Origin of the sequence: Variovorax sp. 350MFTsu5.1 (assembly GCF_048302515.1) — a bacterium.
Classification (GTDB): Bacteria; Pseudomonadota; Gammaproteobacteria; order Burkholderiales; family Burkholderiaceae_C; genus Variovorax; species Variovorax guangxiensis.
This window is the reverse complement of the sequence record NZ_CP157620.1, coordinates 2,408,422-2,423,378: the sequence shown is the minus strand read 5'-3', so window position 1 is coordinate 2,423,378 and position 14,957 is coordinate 2,408,422. Positions and strand designations below refer to the sequence as shown.

16 protein-coding genes are annotated in these 14,957 nt (G+C 68.9%); 9 read left to right on the top strand and 7 right to left on the bottom strand.

The features are described 5' to 3' along the window. Positions 1 to 38: 38 nt before the first annotated feature. Positions 39 to 1,691: an efflux RND transporter periplasmic adaptor subunit gene (locus ABL843_RS10840; protein WP_418119859.1), complete on the bottom strand. Its 1,653-nt coding sequence runs from the start codon at positions 1,689 to 1,691 to the stop codon at positions 39 to 41. 310 nt (positions 1,692 to 2,001) lie between these two features. Here ABL843_RS10840 and ABL843_RS10835 point away from each other — a divergent pair, with 310 nt between their 5' ends. The 5 genes from ABL843_RS10835 to ABL843_RS10815 are packed head-to-tail and all read left to right on the top strand — an operon-like array spanning position 2,002 to position 5,746. After that, positions 2,002 to 2,523: a DUF6622 family protein gene (locus ABL843_RS10835; RefSeq protein WP_126024220.1), complete on the top strand. Its 522-nt coding sequence runs from the start codon at positions 2,002 to 2,004 to the stop codon at positions 2,521 to 2,523. 39 nt (positions 2,524 to 2,562) lie between these two features. Then, positions 2,563 to 3,516: a sterol desaturase family protein gene (locus tag ABL843_RS10830; protein ID WP_418119858.1), complete on the top strand. Its 954-nt coding sequence runs from the start codon at positions 2,563 to 2,565 to the stop codon at positions 3,514 to 3,516. After that, positions 3,513 to 3,815: a 2TM domain-containing protein gene (locus ABL843_RS10825; protein ID WP_184636322.1), complete on the top strand. Its 303-nt coding sequence runs from the start codon at positions 3,513 to 3,515 to the stop codon at positions 3,813 to 3,815. Before ABL843_RS10830 ends, ABL843_RS10825 begins: the two co-directional genes overlap by 4 nt. Further along, positions 3,812 to 4,882, top strand: coding sequence for a sensor histidine kinase (locus ABL843_RS10820; protein ID WP_418119857.1), 1,071 nt, complete (start codon positions 3,812 to 3,814; stop codon positions 4,880 to 4,882). The genes ABL843_RS10825 and ABL843_RS10820 overlap by 4 nt, the downstream gene beginning before the upstream one ends. Positions 4,883 to 4,906: 24 nt before the next feature. Then, positions 4,907 to 5,746: a LytR/AlgR family response regulator transcription factor gene (locus ABL843_RS10815; protein WP_418119856.1), complete on the top strand. Its 840-nt coding sequence runs from the start codon at positions 4,907 to 4,909 to the stop codon at positions 5,744 to 5,746. 82 nt (positions 5,747 to 5,828) lie between these two features. Here the strand turns inward: ABL843_RS10815 and ABL843_RS10810 are convergent, their stop codons facing one another. Further along, positions 5,829 to 6,038, bottom strand: coding sequence for a hypothetical protein (locus tag ABL843_RS10810; RefSeq protein WP_418119855.1), 210 nt, complete (start codon positions 6,036 to 6,038; stop codon positions 5,829 to 5,831). Between the two features lie 280 nt (positions 6,039 to 6,318). Between ABL843_RS10810 and ABL843_RS10805 the strand changes: the two genes are divergently transcribed. After that, positions 6,319 to 8,136: a glutamine--tRNA ligase/YqeY domain fusion protein gene (locus tag ABL843_RS10805; RefSeq protein ID WP_418119854.1), complete on the top strand. Its 1,818-nt coding sequence runs from the start codon at positions 6,319 to 6,321 to the stop codon at positions 8,134 to 8,136. 16 nt (positions 8,137 to 8,152) lie between these two features. Here the strand turns inward: ABL843_RS10805 and ABL843_RS10800 are convergent, their stop codons facing one another. After that, positions 8,153 to 8,458 carry a hypothetical protein gene (locus ABL843_RS10800; protein ID WP_418119853.1) on the bottom strand — a complete coding sequence of 102 codons (306 nt, stop codon included), beginning with the start codon at positions 8,456 to 8,458 and terminating at the stop codon, positions 8,153 to 8,155. Between the two features lie 92 nt (positions 8,459 to 8,550). Between ABL843_RS10800 and ABL843_RS10795 the strand changes: the two genes are divergently transcribed. The 3 genes from ABL843_RS10795 to ABL843_RS10785 are packed head-to-tail and all read left to right on the top strand — an operon-like array spanning position 8,551 to position 10,424. After that, positions 8,551 to 9,132 carry a pseudouridine synthase gene (locus ABL843_RS10795; protein ID WP_418119852.1) on the top strand — a complete coding sequence of 194 codons (582 nt, stop codon included), beginning with the start codon at positions 8,551 to 8,553 and terminating at the stop codon, positions 9,130 to 9,132. 37 nt (positions 9,133 to 9,169) lie between these two features. Then, positions 9,170 to 10,078: a peptidoglycan DD-metalloendopeptidase family protein gene (locus tag ABL843_RS10790; RefSeq protein WP_418119851.1), complete on the top strand. Its 909-nt coding sequence runs from the start codon at positions 9,170 to 9,172 to the stop codon at positions 10,076 to 10,078. A gap of 22 nt (positions 10,079 to 10,100) precedes the next feature. Continuing rightward, positions 10,101 to 10,424, top strand: a complete 324-nt coding sequence (locus ABL843_RS10785) for a hypothetical protein (RefSeq protein WP_418119850.1) — start codon at positions 10,101 to 10,103, stop codon at positions 10,422 to 10,424. 14 nt (positions 10,425 to 10,438) lie between these two features. Here the strand turns inward: ABL843_RS10785 and ABL843_RS10780 are convergent, their stop codons facing one another. From ABL843_RS10780 to ABL843_RS10765, 4 genes are all read right to left on the bottom strand, one after another. Beyond that, positions 10,439 to 11,374 (bottom strand): succinylglutamate desuccinylase, encoded by a 936-nt coding sequence (locus ABL843_RS10780; RefSeq protein ID WP_418119849.1) that lies wholly within the window; start codon positions 11,372 to 11,374, stop codon positions 10,439 to 10,441. A gap of 110 nt (positions 11,375 to 11,484) precedes the next feature. Then, positions 11,485 to 12,462 carry an MBL fold metallo-hydrolase gene (locus tag ABL843_RS10775; RefSeq protein ID WP_126024207.1) on the bottom strand — a complete coding sequence of 326 codons (978 nt, stop codon included), beginning with the start codon at positions 12,460 to 12,462 and terminating at the stop codon, positions 11,485 to 11,487. 63 nt (positions 12,463 to 12,525) lie between these two features. After that, on the bottom strand, positions 12,526 to 13,728 hold the full coding sequence (locus ABL843_RS10770; RefSeq protein ID WP_019654985.1) for an ammonium transporter: 1,203 nt from the start codon (positions 13,726 to 13,728) through the stop codon (positions 12,526 to 12,528). A 151-nt stretch (positions 13,729 to 13,879) separates the two neighbouring features. Next, a complete protein-coding gene (locus ABL843_RS10765; protein ID WP_418119848.1) occupies positions 13,880 to 14,830 on the bottom strand; it encodes a LytTR family DNA-binding domain-containing protein in 951 nt (316 codons plus the stop codon). Positions 14,831 to 14,957: the final 127 nt, after the last annotated feature.

The window sequence follows — 14,957 nt, the reverse complement described above, 5'->3', positions numbered from 1 at the left end:
CGTGCTGCTGCTACTACTGCTACTGCAAGGACCGCTCGTCATTGGTTGCCGCGCCTGCCCTGCGCGCCTTCGCCGCCGCGGCCTTCGGACATGCGCTGCCAGCGTTCCAGCGCGGCCGGGTCGCCGCGGTCCAGCGCCTCGAGGAAACGCTTGCGGCGTTCCAGCTGCTCGGGGTTGTCCTTGGCGGAGTCGAGCATGCGCTGGCGCTGCTCGGCGGTAGGGAGCTTGGCGGGGGTTGCAGGGGCAGCAGGGGCCGATTCGGCCGAGGGCGCCGGGGATGCGGCCGGGGCTGCAGGGGCTGTGGGGGCAGCAGCAGCCGGAGCGGTTTCACCGCCCCTGGGCGCACCGGGCCCGCCGGCACCTGCGCCACTACCCTGGCGGCGGCCGCGATGCGTACCGCCTGCCGGTGCCGACGCCGCGCCGGCCGGACGGTCGGCCTGGGTCTGCACCCGCGCGCCGTCCTTCAGGCGGTCGCCGCCTTCGGTCACGACCTGCTCGCCGGCCTTCAGGCCCGACATGATCGCGACGTTGTCCACGCTGGATTCGCCGCGCGTCACCGGCCGCTGCGACACGGTGTTGTCCTCGTTCAGCACGTACACGTAGTCGCCGTTGGGGCCGTGGCGCAGCGCGGTAACGGGCACCACCACGGCGCTGCTCACGGTGCGCAGCAGCAGCCGCAGGTTGACGAACTGGTTCGGGAACAGCGCGTTGTCGGCGTTGGTGAAGCGGGCCTTGGCCTTGACGGTGCCGGTGGCGGTGTCGACCAGGTTGTCCAGCGTGGAGAAAGTGCCGTTCGCCAGCCGGCGCGTGCGGGTGCGGTCGAAGGCGGTGGCGTCGAGCTTGGCGCCCTGGGCCAGGCGCTCCTGCACCTCGGGCACGCGGTCCTGCGGGATGGCGAATTCGACGTCGATCGGCGCGATCTGAGTGATGGTGGCGACGCCGTTGGTGGTGCCGGTGGAGATGTAGTTGCCCGCGTCCACCGGCCGCAGGCCGATGCGCCCGCTCACCGGCGCGGTGATGCGGCTCCAGGCGAGATTGAGCTTGGCGGTGTTCTCGTTGGCGCGGTCGATGGCCACCGTGCCTTCGAGCTGCTTGACCAGCGCGGCCTGGGTGTCCACGTCCTGCCGGGCGATCGAGTCCTGGCCCAGCAGGGTCTGGTAGCGCTGCAGCGTGACGCGCGCCGCCGCGAGCTGCGCCTCGTCGCGCTGGCGGGCGCCGGTGGCCTGCGCCAGGGTGTTCTGGAACGGTTGCGGATCGATGGTGGCGAGCACGTCGCCCTTCTTGACCATCTGCCCTTCCTGGAAGAGCACCGCCGTGAGCACGCCCGACACCTGCGGCTGGACGATCACGTTGGCCAGCGGCGTGACGGTGCCCAGCGCCTCGAGCTGCACGGGGATGTCGGCCTGCCGGGCGGTCGCGATGCCGACCGTGCTGGAGGCCGCGCCGCCACCGCCACCACGCCCCCCCGGCCCGCCCGGGCCTCCGGGCCCGCCCTGCCGCCCGGCGCCGGGGCCCGCACCAGGGCCGGCAACCGGCATCTTCGAGCGCTGGACCAGATACCAGGCGCCGCCGCCCAGCACCGCCAGCAGCAGCAGGGCCAGCAGGCTGCCCATCCAACGGCGTCTGCGTACCGTCGGATGCGTGGGAGACACGGTGGAAGGCAGAGGCTCGGTTGGTTTTTCTTGTTCCATGGACGGTGCGTGCGAAAGGTGCAGAGGTGCGGACCAGCGTAGTACAGCGCGGATGGTAGTCCGGCTCTTTGCTGGGCCGTAAAGCGGCGGTAAAGCTGGCTGGCGCCCCGTCGGAGCCTCCTCGAAGCCTCCCCGAATTGCCGCGAAACCCCGCAATTCGCGCCGCCCGGCTGCAATTGGCGCCGCCTGCGCGCATTCCGTCGCACGGCGATGGCGGGCATGGGGGGCCGCCGGCACAGTCCACCCCATCGATTCCCTTGTGCCGCCTTTTCAGCTTTTCTTCACCTTTCACCTTCAACGGAGTGCCGCCATGCTGATGCAGATCATCCTTCACACGCCCAAGTGGGTGTTCGCCGTCTTCTTCCTGCTGCTGTGGCTCGGCGCCCGGCAACTGCTGGCCAACCAGGTGAGCCTGACCCGCGTCACGCTGATGCCCGTCGCCATGGGCGGCCTGTCGCTGTACGGCGTGGCCTCGGTCTTCGGCGACTCCTTCGGCGCCCTGCTGGGCTGGGCCGCCGCCGCTGCCGTGATGGCCGCCCTGGTGCTGCAGCGCCCGCTGCACGCCGCCACCCGCTACGACGCGGCCACCCGCCAGTTCGACGTGGCCGGCAGCCCGGTGCCGCTGATGCTCATGATGGGCATCTTCCTGACCAAGTACGTGGTCGGCGCCGCCCTGGCCATGCACCCCGAGCTGCGCCACCAGCCCACCCTCGCACTCGTGGTTCCCGTGCTGTACGGCGCGTTCACCGGTGTGTTCGCGGCCCGCGCCGCGCGCCTGTGGAAGCTGGCCATCCGCACTGACGCTATGGCCGCCGCCGCCCGCGCCGCCTAATATTCCCGGGCCACCACTTCCAGAAGAAGAAACGCCGCCATGAACGCGCTCCTGCTGATCCTCAAGGTTTCCGTCACGGTGGTGCTCGTCGCCTCCATCGCCGAGGCCCTGGTGCTTTCGTGGCGCAACGGCTGGCGCAGCTACGACTGGAAGGCCGCCGGCGTCTCGGTGTTCGACTTCCTGGTGCGCGAATACCCCCTGCGCTGGCTGCTGCCCCTGGCCTTCTGGACCGGCGCGATGGACTGGTTCTACGCCCACCGCCTCTTCACCCTGCCGATGGACCACTGGACCGGCTGGGCCGCCTGCTTCATCGGCCAGGAGTTCTGCTACTACTGGTACCACCGCGCCGCGCACCGCGTGCGCTGGTTCTGGTGCACCCATGCCATCCACCATTCGCCGAACCAGCTGAACCTGTCGGCCGCCTACCGCTTCGGCTGGACCGGCCGTCTTACCGGCACCCTGGCCTTCTTCATGCTGGCGCCGCTGCTGGGCATGCCGCCGCGGGTGATCCTGCTGATGCTCACGCTGAACCTGCTGTACCAGTTCTGGATCCACGCGACCTGGATCCCGCGCCTGGGCCCGCTCGAATGGGTGCTCAACACCCCCTCGGCCCACCGCGTGCACCATGCCTCGAACCTGGAATACCTGGACGGCAACTACGGCGGCGTGCTGATCGTGTTCGACCGCCTGTTCGGCACCTACATCCCGGAGCGCGCCGACGTGCCCTGCCGCTACGGCCTCGTCAACCCGGTCACCACGCACAACATCCTGGAGATCGAGTTCGGCCAGTGGCGCGCGCTCTTTCGCGACCTCGCCTCGGCCCGCTCGGTGCGCGCCTTCGTCGGCTACCTCGTGAAGCCGCCCGGCTGGAAGCCCGAGGGCCCCGGCGACACCACCGAGGAGCTGCGCCAGCGCGCGGTCCTGCAGGCGGCGCCGCAGCCTGCCGTGGCGACCACCGATTTCATTCCTGTCCAATACAAGGAGCTGTCATGACTTCCTACGCATCGTCCTCCGATTCCTCCCGCTGCGACGTCGAGCGCCTCGCCCGCCGCCGCGCCGGCGCCAAGATGGGCTGGTACATCCACGCCTTCGTCTATGTGCTGGTCAACCTGGGGCTGGTCACCATCTCGGCCGCCAACGGCCGCAGCTGGGCGATGTATCCGCTCATGGGCTGGGGGCTGGGGCTCCTGATCCATGGGGCGGTGGTCTGGTTCATCGCACCGGGCGGCGGCTTCTACGACCGGCTGGTCGAACGCGAGCGCCGCGCGCTGGGGGGCCAGGACCGCGGATGAGTTCCACGACGCCGCTGCACCGCTTCCGCGCGGAAAACATCCGGGACATGCTGCGGCATGGCCTGATCACCGCCGTCTTCTGCTGCCTCATCGCCATCGCGATGACCATCACGGGGGGCGAGAACTGGGCCGGCCATCTGGTCTATTCGCTGGCCATCGGGATGATCAGCTGGCTGTTCATCGACACGGGGCGGCTCCTGCTCAGCGGGGCCAGTGAAACCCACTGGCCGAACTGGCCCTGGGGCTTCATGCTGATCGCGCTGGGCGTGGCCGTCGGTTTCTTCATGGGCAATCTCATCGGCGACGCCGTGTTCGGCGCGCCCCGGTACGACTTCCTCGACTTCAAGGGCCACAAGCTGGCGACCGGCGTCACGATCACCATCATCGCGACCGTCGGCATGTGCTTCTTCTTCTACAGCCTCGGCAAGAGCAAGCACATGCAGAGCCAGATCGAGCTGGCGCAGCGCAATGCCACCGAGGCACGGCTGAAGCTGCTGGAGACGCAGCTGGAGCCGCACATGCTCTTCAACACGCTGGCCAACCTGCGCGTGCTGATCACCGTCGACCCGCCCCGCGCCGTGGCCATGCTCGACCGCCTCAACAGCTACCTGCGCATGACGCTCAGCGGCTCGCGCGCGCTCTCGCATCCGCTGGCGGCCGAGTTCGAGCGGCTGGGCGATTACCTGGAGCTGATGTCGGTGCGCATGGGCGACCGGCTGCGCTACACGCTCGACCTGCCGCAGGATCTGCGCGATACGCCGGTGCCGCCGCTGCTGCTGCAGCCACTGGTGGAGAACAGCATCCGCCACGGGCTGGAGCCGAAGGTGGAAGGCGGCGAGATCGTCGTGCGTGCGCGCCGGCAAGAAGAAGGCGGCCTGCTGGTGATCGAGGTGAGCGACACCGGCGTGGGCCTCGGCGCGGCACCGCCGTCGCAGGGCAGCGGCTTCGGCCTGGAGCAGGTGCGCGAGCGGCTGGCCACGGTGTACGGCGAGCGCGGCGGCATGCACCTGGCGCCCTCGCCTTCGGGCGGCACCCTCGCCACGCTGAGCTTTCCGGCACCCGCCTGAATGCAACACGAAAACAACGACAAGATGACCACTGCATCCCCCACCGCCCTCATCGCCGAGGACGAGCCCCTTCTGGCCCAGGCCCTCAAGGCCGAACTGGCCGCGGCATGGCCCGAACTGCAGATCGTCGCCACCGCGGGCGACGGCCGCAGCGCCGTGCGCGAGGCGTTGCGCTTGCTGCCGCAGGTGCTTTTCTTCGACATCCGCATGCCCGGGCTCGATGGCCTGGGCGCCGCCGCCGAACTGGCCGACTGCTGGCCCGCCGACGAAGCGCCCATGCCCCAGCTGGTGTTCGTGACGGCCTACGACGAATACGCCGCCCGCGCCTTCGAGGCGCAGGCCATCGACTACGTGCTCAAGCCGGTGCAGCCCGACCGCCTGCGCAAGACCGTGGGCCGCCTGCAACAGGCGCTGGCCGCAAGGCAGCCGGCGGCCACGGCCGCGCTGGCGGATGCGGCGCTGGAACAGACGCTCGCCCAATGGCGCCAGGTGCTGGGCGCCGCCGGCGCAGGAGCCGCCACGGCCACGCCCGCCCCGCTGCGCATGATCGCCGCCAGCGACGCCGGCGGCAGCACCGTGCGCATGGTGCCCATCGACGAAGTGCTTTATTTCGAGGCGGCCGACAAATACCTGCGCGTGCTGACCGCCACGCACGAATACCTGATCCGCACGCCGCTGAAGCAGTTGCTGCCCCAGCTCGACGCCGACACCTTCTGGCAGGTGCACCGGGCGGTGGTGGTGCGCAGTTCGGCCATCGAGTCGGTGCACCGCGACGAGGCCGGCAAGCTGCACCTGATGCTGCGCGGGCGGGCCGAGAAGATTCCGGTCAGCCGGCTCTACGCCCATCTTTTTCGCGCGATGTGAAATCGGCCGGGCGAGCGCCCAAAGAAAAAGCCGGCCCTTTCGGGGCCGGCTTTTTTCATTCAGTCACGATTGCCGTGGCTTTTTAGCGCCAGTGGCCATGTCCGCGGTAGTAGCCACGACCGTAGTAGCGCGGGCCGTAATAGGCCGGCGGGCCGTAGTAAACGGGGGCCGGACGGTAGTAGACCGGCGGCGGGCGGTAGTAAACCGGGGGCGGCGGCGCATAGTAGACGGGGGCCGGCGGCACGTAGACCGGGGCCGGGTAGTAGGCCGGGCTGCCAACGCCCACGGCCACGCCGGGGACGCCGACGCCGATCGACCAGCTCACATCACTGCGGGCGCTAGCCGAGGTGGCGGCAAACAATGCACCGGCTGCCACGACGCCCGCGGCGGCCCACTTGAAAAAGGTTGAACGTGTGAAGCTCATGATCCTGCTCTCCTTGTTTGGCTGGACAGTCCGGACCCGGACCGCCCATGTGGTGTATTGAACGCGGCAAATGCAAACGGGGTGCACCGGCCAATGTGAAGAACGTTGCCAAAGGTAACCCATAGGGGGTGCACCCTAAAATGCCGCGATGACCTCCCCGACCGACAAAAGCGGCACCAAGACGACAGCTGCACCAAGCAATTTCCTGCGCCATGTGATTGAGAACGACCTCGCGCAGGGTGCCTATTCTGGCCGCAAGTGGGGCGGATCGCCCGGCAACGCCGCCCATCATGCGCAGGGCATGGCCGATCCGGCCAAGGTGCGCATGCGTTTTCCGCCCGAGCCCAACGGCTACCTGCACATCGGCCACGCCAAGAGCATCTGGCTCAACTTCGAGCTGGCCAAGGAATACGGCGGCGTGAGCCACCTGCGCTTCGACGACACCAACCCCGAGAAGGAAGACCAGGAATACGTCGATTCCATCCGCGACGCGGTGAAGTGGCTGGGCTACGAAACCTACCTGGCCGACCGCCCCAGCGCCCCCGGCACCCTGCAGCCGCACGAGTACTTTGCGAGCGACTACTTCGACTTCATGTACGAGGCCGCCGAATACCTGATCGGCGCCGGCCTCGCTTACGTCGACGAGCAAACGGCAGAGGAAGTGCGCGCGAACCGCGGCGACTTCAACACGCCCGGCACCGACAGCCCCTTCCGCACCCGTACGCCCGAGGAGAACCTCGCGCGCTTCCGTGCCATGCGCGACGGCCAGGTGGCCGATGGCGCCGCCATCCTGCGCGCGAAGATCGACATGGCCAGCACCAACATCAACATGCGCGACCCCGCGCTGTACCGCGTGCGCCGTGCCCACCACCACAACACCGGCGACAAGTGGTGCATCTACCCGATGTACACGTACGCGCACCCCATCGAGGACGCGCTCGAGCAGATCACCCACAGCATCTGCACGCTGGAATTCGAAGACCAGCGCCCCTTCTACGACTGGCTGCTCGACCGCCTCGCCGAAGGCGGCCTCATCGCCAGCCCGCACCCGCGCCAGTACGAATTCGCGCGCCTGAACGTGACCCACGTGCTCACCAGCAAGCGCAAGCTGCGCCAGTTGGTCGAGGAGAAGTACGTCGACGGCTGGGACGACCCGCGCATGCCCACCATCGCCGGCCTGCGCCGCCGCGGCTACACGCCCGAGGCGCTGCGCCTGTTCTGCGAACGCAGCGGCACCACCAAGTCGGGCGGCTGGATCGACTACGCCAGCCTCGAGGCCGCGCTGCGCGACACCCTCGACCCCGTCGCCCCGCGCGCCATGGCCGTGCTCGACCCGGTCAAGCTGGTCATCACCAACTGGGGCGAACTGATGGGCGGTGACGATGCGCTCGACAACTGCTCGGCCCCGGTGCACCCGCACCACCCCGAGATGGGCCAGCGCGAGTTCAAGCTCGGCCGCGAAGTCTGGATCGAGCGCACCGACTATGAAGAAGTGCAGCCCAAGGGCTTCTTCCGCCTCTTCCCCGGCAACAAGGTGCGGCTGAAGTACGGCCACGTCATCGAATGCACCGGCGGCACCAAGGACGCCAGCGGCAAGCTCGTCGAGGTGCAGGCCACGCTGGTGCCCGACACCAAGAGCGGCACCCCCGGCGCCGACGCGATCAAGGTGAAGGGCAACATCACCTGGGTGGCCGCCGCCGACGCGGTGCAGGCCGAAGTGCGGCTCTACGAGCGCCTGTTTGCCGAAGCACATCCGGGCAGCGGCGAACTGCTGGAAGAACTGAACAAGAACAGCCTGGAAGTGTGTTCCGCCTTCGTCGAGCCCTCGCTCGCCAAGGCCGAGCCGGGCGTCGGCATCCAGTTCGAACGGCACGGCTACTTCGTGCTCGACGCGAAGGCCAGCGCCGCCGCCGGCAAGCCGGTGTTCAACCGCGCGGCCGGGATGCGGGACAGCTGGGGCAAGTAAGCAAGCAGGCCCGCAGTTACTCGGGCCGCTTGTAGACCACCCCGATCACCGCGCTGTTCTCGTCAGTGGTGCAGACGGCCGAACGCCCCTGCGGCCCGACCCTCAGGTTGATCGTGTAGACCCCGTCACGCGGCGTCGTGCCCTTGTCGGCGACGATGCTGGCCGGCGGCACCTTCAGTTCGCGCGCCGCCGCTGCCACGCAGTTCTTCACGCTGGCCTCGGGCGCGCCGCCCACCCGGATGCCCGGGCTGTTGCACGCCGCCAGCAGCAGGCCGGCCATCGCCGCGCAGGCGAGTTGGATGGAGCGTTGCATCGTCGTCATACCGGATTCCCTGTGTCTCGAATGAACAGGCCGATTGGAGCCGAGCCGGCCGCCAGAGGTTGCAGGACAGACCCGGGCTATCCTGTCGGCACATGAATCGTCCGAGCCCTTCGTCCCCTCGTTCTTCGCCTGCGCCGTCCTCCTCCCGCCTGATCCGCTTCAACAAGCCTTATGGCGTGCTCAGCCAGTTCACGCCCGAGGGCCGCTGGCGCGGGCTGAAGGAATTCATCGACATCCCCGGCGTCTACGTCGCCGGCCGGCTCGACGCCGACAGCGAGGGCCTGCTGCTGCTCACCGACGACGGCAGGCTGCAGGCGCGCATCGCCGATCCGCGCTTCAAGATGGAAAAGATCTACTGGGTGCAGGTCGAAGGCGAGCCGACCGAAGCGGCGCTTGCCGCCCTGCGCAATGGCGTGCAGCTCAACGACGGCCCCACCCGCCCGGCGCGCGCCCGGCTGCTCGACCCGCCGCCCGAGGTGTGGGAACGGCAGCCGCCCATCCGTGAGCGCAAGAGCATTCCCACCGCGTGGATCGAGCTCGCGATCCGCGAAGGCCGCAACCGCCAGGTGCGGCGCATGACGGCGGCCGTGGGGCTGCCGACGCTGCGGCTGATCCGCGCCGCGATCGGGCCGCATACGCTCGAAGGCCTCGCGCCCGGAACCTGGAGCGGATAGCGTCCTCCATCCACCGACTTCCCGACCTTCTCTTCAAATGAAGCAAACGCCCTCCTCTTCTCTCACCCATCTCGCCCTCGACCGCCGCAGCGCCGTGCTCGGCACCATCGGCCTGATCGCCGCGATGCACGCCGGCGCCGCGACCAAGTCGACAGCAGCAAAGAAACAGCCCGCGGCAACACCCGGCGTATGGCCACGCGCATCGCAGGTGCCCGGCGGCGTCGCCCGCCTGTCGCTGGGCCCGTCGGCCAGGCGGCCGCAGGCCTTCGCGGGCGACATCCCCCTGCTGGTGGTGGGCGACGCCATCGAATGGACCGCGCTCGTCGGCATTCCGCTCGCGACCGAACCCGGCGAGGCAAGTGTCATCGTGCGCGCCGAAGGCAAGCCCGAACGCCTGATCGCCTACACCGTGGCCCCGAAGCAGTACCGCGAGCAGCGCCTCACCGTGGCCCCGCGCACCGTCGACCTCTCGCCCGAGGACGAGGCGCGGTACGTCAAGGAGCGCGACCACCTCACCGGCGTGATGGCCACCCTCACCGACATGCGCCCCGACTCCGCCCTGCAGATGCGCGTGCCCGTTCCCGGCCGCCGCTCCAGCTCCTTCGGCCTGCGCCGCGTGTTCAACGGCCAGTCGCGCAATCCGCACAGCGGCATGGACATCGCGGCCGGCACCGGCACGCCGGTGCTCGCGCCCCTGCCCGGCAAGGTGATCGACACGGGAGACTATTTCTTCAACGGCGGCACCGTCTGGCTCGACCATGGCGGCGGCCTGCTGACCATGTACTGCCACCTGAGCCGCATCGACGTGAAGGTCGGAGACGTGATGAAGACCGGCGAACAGCTTGCAGCCGTGGGCGCCACCGGGCGGGTGACGGGGCCGCACCTGCATTGGTCGGTGATGCTGAACCGGGCGATGGTGGACCCGGCGTTGTTCATTGCGGCCTGACATAGACGGAACCGCTCCAACGATGGCCGCCGATCCCGCCTTCGCCGAAGCCTGCCTCGCCACCTCGATCCGCCCCGGCAGTCGGCGCGACATCCTCGCCCTGCTCAACGAGCGCCTGCACCCGGCCCTGAAGGCGATCGTCGCGGCCGAGGTTTCGTCAGGCAACCGGGTCTGCGACGCAGGCACCGACTGGCCCGACCCCGGCTCGGTGCACGTCACGCTCGACAAGCACTTCGACGCCCGCCACGCCAGCGCCCAGGCCGTCTTCAGCCCCTGCGACGACCCGCACTACTGGCACGCGGACTACAGCACCGCGGACAAACCGCGGCACCTGCTGATCTGCTGACCGACCGACCGGCCTCAGATCGGCTTGGTCAGATAAACCGCCTCGCGCCCCACGATCGCACGCTGGGCGGGCATGAAGATCGTGCAGTCGTCGCACAGCGCACGGATCTCCTCGTCGCCGTTGGTCGCGATCAGTTCGCCCTTGGCGAAGGTCTCGAAGCCGATGAGCGGGCGCACGAAGGCGAAGTCGGGCGACTTGATGACGTAGGTCTGCAGCAGCTGGAAGCGCCGTTGCGGCTCGGGTGGCGGGGTGGCCGGGTCCTTGTCGACGAGGCCGAAGTAGGCGAGGAAGTCGTAGGTGACGGCGGTGGCGAGATCAGACGCGGAGCGCAGGAAGTGCTGGCCGCATTCGACCACCATCGCCACGCCCTTGCCGTCGGGGCCGCCGTGGCTGCCGTACTGGATGAGCGGCGTGCCGGAGCCCAGGCCGTCGGGCATCACGAGGTGCACCGAGGGGCGGCCGATGGCCTGCGCGACCCGGGCGTTGCGCTCGAAGCCCGGGTACACCCAGAAGGGCACGACGGGCTGGCTGGTCGAGTGGATGTCGAGGATGTGGTCGGCCGCGTCCACCACCGGGCGCAGGATGCGCGCGCGGCTCAGCTCGGGGCTGTCCTCCTTGCCGTCCAGCCATTCGGGCGACCAGATGCGGTTGAGGTTGTGCACCAGCTGCCGGCTGTCGAAGGGCAGCGACTCGTTGAAGGATTCATACGCCGCCACGTTGGCGAAGCTCACGGTGAGCGTGCCGATCTTGGGACGCACGTCGTTGTCGAGCAGGTGCGTGGCCGCCGTCATGCCGCAGATCTCGTTGCCGTGCGTGAGCGCGTTGATCAGCACGTGCGGGCCGGGCTTGCCGGACTCGAAGCGGTGCACGTAGTCGACGCCGACGTTGCCCTTGCGGTAGGCGGACAGGTCGCGGGGGAGGACTTCGAGGGCGGGGGGAGCTTGGGTCATGGGGCGATGGATGATGAAAGCGAAGCAGCCGGCCAGTTTGCTACAGGGCGCGCCTTCGCGCGCGCGGGCGCCGCAACACCGGCCCGCGCCGCTCAACCTTCATCGCTGGCTCAGCGCACCTGCTGGTAGTCCACCGGCACCCAGGCGTAGCCCTTGCCTTCAGCCCGCACGTGGCCGAGCCCCGGGAACGGCAGGTGCGCGCTGCCGACCAGGTAGCGGCCCTTGGCCGCGTCGGCGTACGCCTTCTTGCGCTCGGCCGCTGCGGGCCTGGAGTCGACGTCGAACGAAATGGTGATCTGCGGCTGCGCGAACTGCACGGCGGCCACGTGCATCAGGTCGCCCCACAGCACCAGCTTCTGGCCCTTGGACTCGACGACGTAGATGTTGTGACCGGGCGTGTGGCCGTGGGCGGGCACGGCCCTGATGCCGGGCGCCAGTTCGGTGCCGCCCTTCATGCCCTTGAACTTGCCGGCTTCCACGTAGGGGTTGAGCGAGGCCATCGCGCCCTGGAAGAAGCCCTTCATCTCGGCGGAGGCCTTCTCCAGATTGGCCTTGTTCAGCCAGAAGTCGGCGTCTTCCTGCCCGGCGTGGATGGTGGCGTTGGGAAAGACCAGCTTGCCGTCCTGCACCAGGCCGCCGACGTGGTCGCCGTGCATGTGGGTGATGAGCACGTCGTCGACCTGGTCGGGCTGGTAGCCCGCGGCCTTGAGGTTGGCCTGCAGGTTGCCGAGCGTCGGGCCGAAGAGCCCCCCGGCGCCGGTGTCGACCAGCACCAGCTTGCTGCCGGTGTTGATGAGGTAGCCGTTCACCGATGTGGGCACGGCGTCCTTCTCGAAGCCGCGGTCGAGCAGCTTGCCGACCTGAGCCTGGGTGGTGTTGGTGAGCAGCTTCTTGGGCTCGAGGTCGAGGGTGCCGTCGAACAGCGCCGTCACCTCGAAGTCGCCGAGCATCATCCGGTAGAAGCCCGGCGCCTGGGTCTTGACCTGCGGCGCGCCGGCCTGCGCCACGGAAGAGAACGAAAGCATCAGCAGGCTGCCGGCCAGTGCGGCGACGCCTTTGCGCAGCCAGCGAGCGGGTGTCGTTGTCATGGGTCTACTCCTCGGCGGTTGTAAGGGGCGCCGAGAATAGCCCAAGCCGCCGCACCTTGCCGCTTACCAGTTGACTTCGCGCTCCGGGGTCGCCGAGATGTGGTGGATCGACAGGTCGGCGCCGTCGTATTCCTCCTCCTGCGACAGCCGCAGCCCCGCCACCGCCTTGAGCGCGCCGTACACCGCCGCGCCCGCCAGCGCGGCCCACGCCACGCCCATCACGGTGCCGATGAGCTGCGCCCACACGTTCACGCCGCCGATGCCGCCCAGCGCCTGCGTGCCGAAGATGCCCGCCGCGATGCCGCCCCAGGTGCCGCACAGGCCGTGCAGCGGCCACACGCCGAGCACGTCGTCGATCTTCCACTTGTTCTGCGTGAGCGTGAACAGCTTGACGAAGATGCCGCCGGCCACGCCGCCCACCACCAGCGCGCCCAGCGGGTGCATCAGGTCGGAGCCGGCGCACACCGCCACCAGGCCGGCGAGCGGACCGTTGTAGACGAAGCCCGGGTCGTTCTTGCCCATGGCCAGCGCCACCAGCGTGCCGCCGACCATCGCCATCAGCGAGTTCACGGCCACCAGGCCCGAGATCTTGTCGATGCTCTGCGCGCTCATCACGTTGAAGCCGAACCAGCCCACGCACAGCACCCACGCGCCCAGCGCCAGGAACGGGATGTTCGACGGCGGATGCGCGCTCAGCGAGCCGTCACCGCGGTAGCGGTTGCGCCGCGCCCCCAGCAGCAGCACCGCCGGCAGCGCCAGCCAGCCGCCCACCGCATGCACCACGACGGAGCCAGCGAAGTCGTGGAACTCGTGGCCCGTCAGCGAGGCGATCCATTCCTGGATGCCGAAGTGCTTGTTCCAGGCGATGCCCTCGAAGAGCGGGTAGACGAAGCCGACGATCACCGCCGTGGCGATGAGCTGCGGCCAGAACTTGGCGCGCTCGGCGATACCGCCCGAGATGATGGCCGGTATGGCCGCGGCGAAGGTCAGCAGGAAGAAGAACTTCACCAGCTCGTAGCCGCTCTTCGCCGACAGCTCGGTGGCGCTCACGAAGAAATGCGTGCCGTAGGCCACGCCGTAGCCCACCAGGAAATACACGATGGTCGAGACCGAGAAGTCGACCAGGATCTTCACCAGTGCATTGACCTGGTTCTTCTTGCGCACGGTGCCCAGTTCGAGAAAGGCAAAGCCGGCGTGCATGGCCAGGACCATGATGGCGCCGAGAAGGATGAACAGCGCGTCTGCGCCCTGTTTGAGTGCGTCCATTGGAGCTTCTTGCGGATTTTGGTTTGAATTGGTGCGTCGCACCTGAATCAACCGGCGCGGCCGGCCAATGAAGCAAAAATGGTGCCTGAAAGCTCTCTGATGGTGCGAAATGAACCAATAACGGGCCGGTCACGGCCCGCCGCGCACCGGATCAGGCCGCGCCGATGCCCGTGCGCAGGGCATCGCGATAGCGACGGCTGCAGGGCACGGTGGTGCCGTCGTGCATATGCAGCCGGGCGTCGCCGCCGTCCAGCGGCTCGATTTCCTTGATGCGCCCCAGGTTCACTGCATGGCTGCGGTGCACGCGCACGAAGAGCGCCGGGTCGAGCTGGGCCAGGAAGTCGGTCAGCGTGGAGCGCAGCAGGTAGTCGTGGCCGTTGACGTGCAGGCCGACGTAGTTGCCCTCTGCCTGGAGCCAGTCGATGTCTGTGGCGGCGATGAGGAATTCGCGGCGCAGCTTGCGCACCAGGAAGCGTTCGGGGCGGGCTGGCGGTGGCGGGGGTGCGTCGGGCAAGGAGGGTTCGAATCCCTCCGGTTCCGCCAAAGCCGGAATCGGGACGGGAGCCGGCGCAGTCACGCCCTCCTCCGGCGCATCCAGCACCCGTGCCTCCCCCTGCAGACGCAGCAGGAACAGCCGGTACGCCCAGATGCCGAACACGATGCTCGCGTACACCCGCACGTCCTTCAGGTACTCGTAGCTCCACTGGCCGGCCCAGTTCCAGAAGTCGTAGCGTTCGCCCGCCATGGCGTAGACCATCGACCGCAGCCCGAACATGCCTGCCACGTGCACCACGCTGAACACCACGCTCGCCACCAGGTGCCAGGCCAGGAAGCGCAGCAGATGGGCACGCGCCAGCGGCGACAGCCGGCGCTCGACCGCCGCCAGCGCCGGCACCAGCAGCAACAGCACCAGGTGGCTCGACACCTCCCAGGTCGCGACCTCCCAGTTGGGCCGGGGCACGGCGCGCGTGCGCACGTCCATGATCGCCACCATGGTGCTGAACGCGGCCTGCAGCGTCATCAGCACGATCCAGAAAGCCACCTCCAGCGGGCGGCGGATCGGCGCGTAGCGTTCGTACAGGTTCTTGCGGGGGTCTCCCATGGCCGGGATTCTCCCGAAAACGGGGCCCGGGACGGCTTTTCGGGGCCGGATTTCGTCCCCGCGGGCCACCGCTCGTCACAAAGCGGGGGCGATCCGTCCCCCGGCCGCGCCGCGCGGGGGCGGCCGG

Bases quoted from the DNA above. Each gene is read 5' to 3' on its own strand.
- ABL843_RS10840 (WP_418119859.1), bottom strand. From the start codon at position 1,691: ATGGAACAAGAAAAACCAACCGAGCCTCTGCCTTCCACCGTGTCTCCC.
- ABL843_RS10835 (WP_126024220.1), top strand. From the start codon at position 2,002: ATGCTGATGCAGATCATCCTTCACACGCCCAAGTGGGTGTTCGCCGTC.
- ABL843_RS10830 (WP_418119858.1), top strand. From the start codon at position 2,563: ATGAACGCGCTCCTGCTGATCCTCAAGGTTTCCGTCACGGTGGTGCTC.
- ABL843_RS10825 (WP_184636322.1), top strand. From the start codon at position 3,513: ATGACTTCCTACGCATCGTCCTCCGATTCCTCCCGCTGCGACGTCGAG.
- ABL843_RS10820 (WP_418119857.1), top strand. From the start codon at position 3,812: ATGAGTTCCACGACGCCGCTGCACCGCTTCCGCGCGGAAAACATCCGG.
- ABL843_RS10815 (WP_418119856.1), top strand. From the start codon at position 4,907: ATGACCACTGCATCCCCCACCGCCCTCATCGCCGAGGACGAGCCCCTT.
- ABL843_RS10805 (WP_418119854.1), top strand. From the start codon at position 6,319: ATGACCTCCCCGACCGACAAAAGCGGCACCAAGACGACAGCTGCACCA.
- ABL843_RS10800 (WP_418119853.1), bottom strand. From the start codon at position 8,458: ATGACGACGATGCAACGCTCCATCCAACTCGCCTGCGCGGCGATGGCC.
- ABL843_RS10795 (WP_418119852.1), top strand. From the start codon at position 8,551: ATGAATCGTCCGAGCCCTTCGTCCCCTCGTTCTTCGCCTGCGCCGTCC.
- ABL843_RS10790 (WP_418119851.1), top strand. From the start codon at position 9,170: ATGAAGCAAACGCCCTCCTCTTCTCTCACCCATCTCGCCCTCGACCGC.
- ABL843_RS10785 (WP_418119850.1), top strand. From the start codon at position 10,101: ATGGCCGCCGATCCCGCCTTCGCCGAAGCCTGCCTCGCCACCTCGATC.
- ABL843_RS10780 (WP_418119849.1), bottom strand. From the start codon at position 11,374: ATGACCCAAGCTCCCCCCGCCCTCGAAGTCCTCCCCCGCGACCTGTCC.
- ABL843_RS10775 (WP_126024207.1), bottom strand. From the start codon at position 12,462: ATGACAACGACACCCGCTCGCTGGCTGCGCAAAGGCGTCGCCGCACTG.
- ABL843_RS10770 (WP_019654985.1), bottom strand. From the start codon at position 13,728: ATGGACGCACTCAAACAGGGCGCAGACGCGCTGTTCATCCTTCTCGGC.
- ABL843_RS10765 (WP_418119848.1), bottom strand. From the start codon at position 14,830: ATGGGAGACCCCCGCAAGAACCTGTACGAACGCTACGCGCCGATCCGC.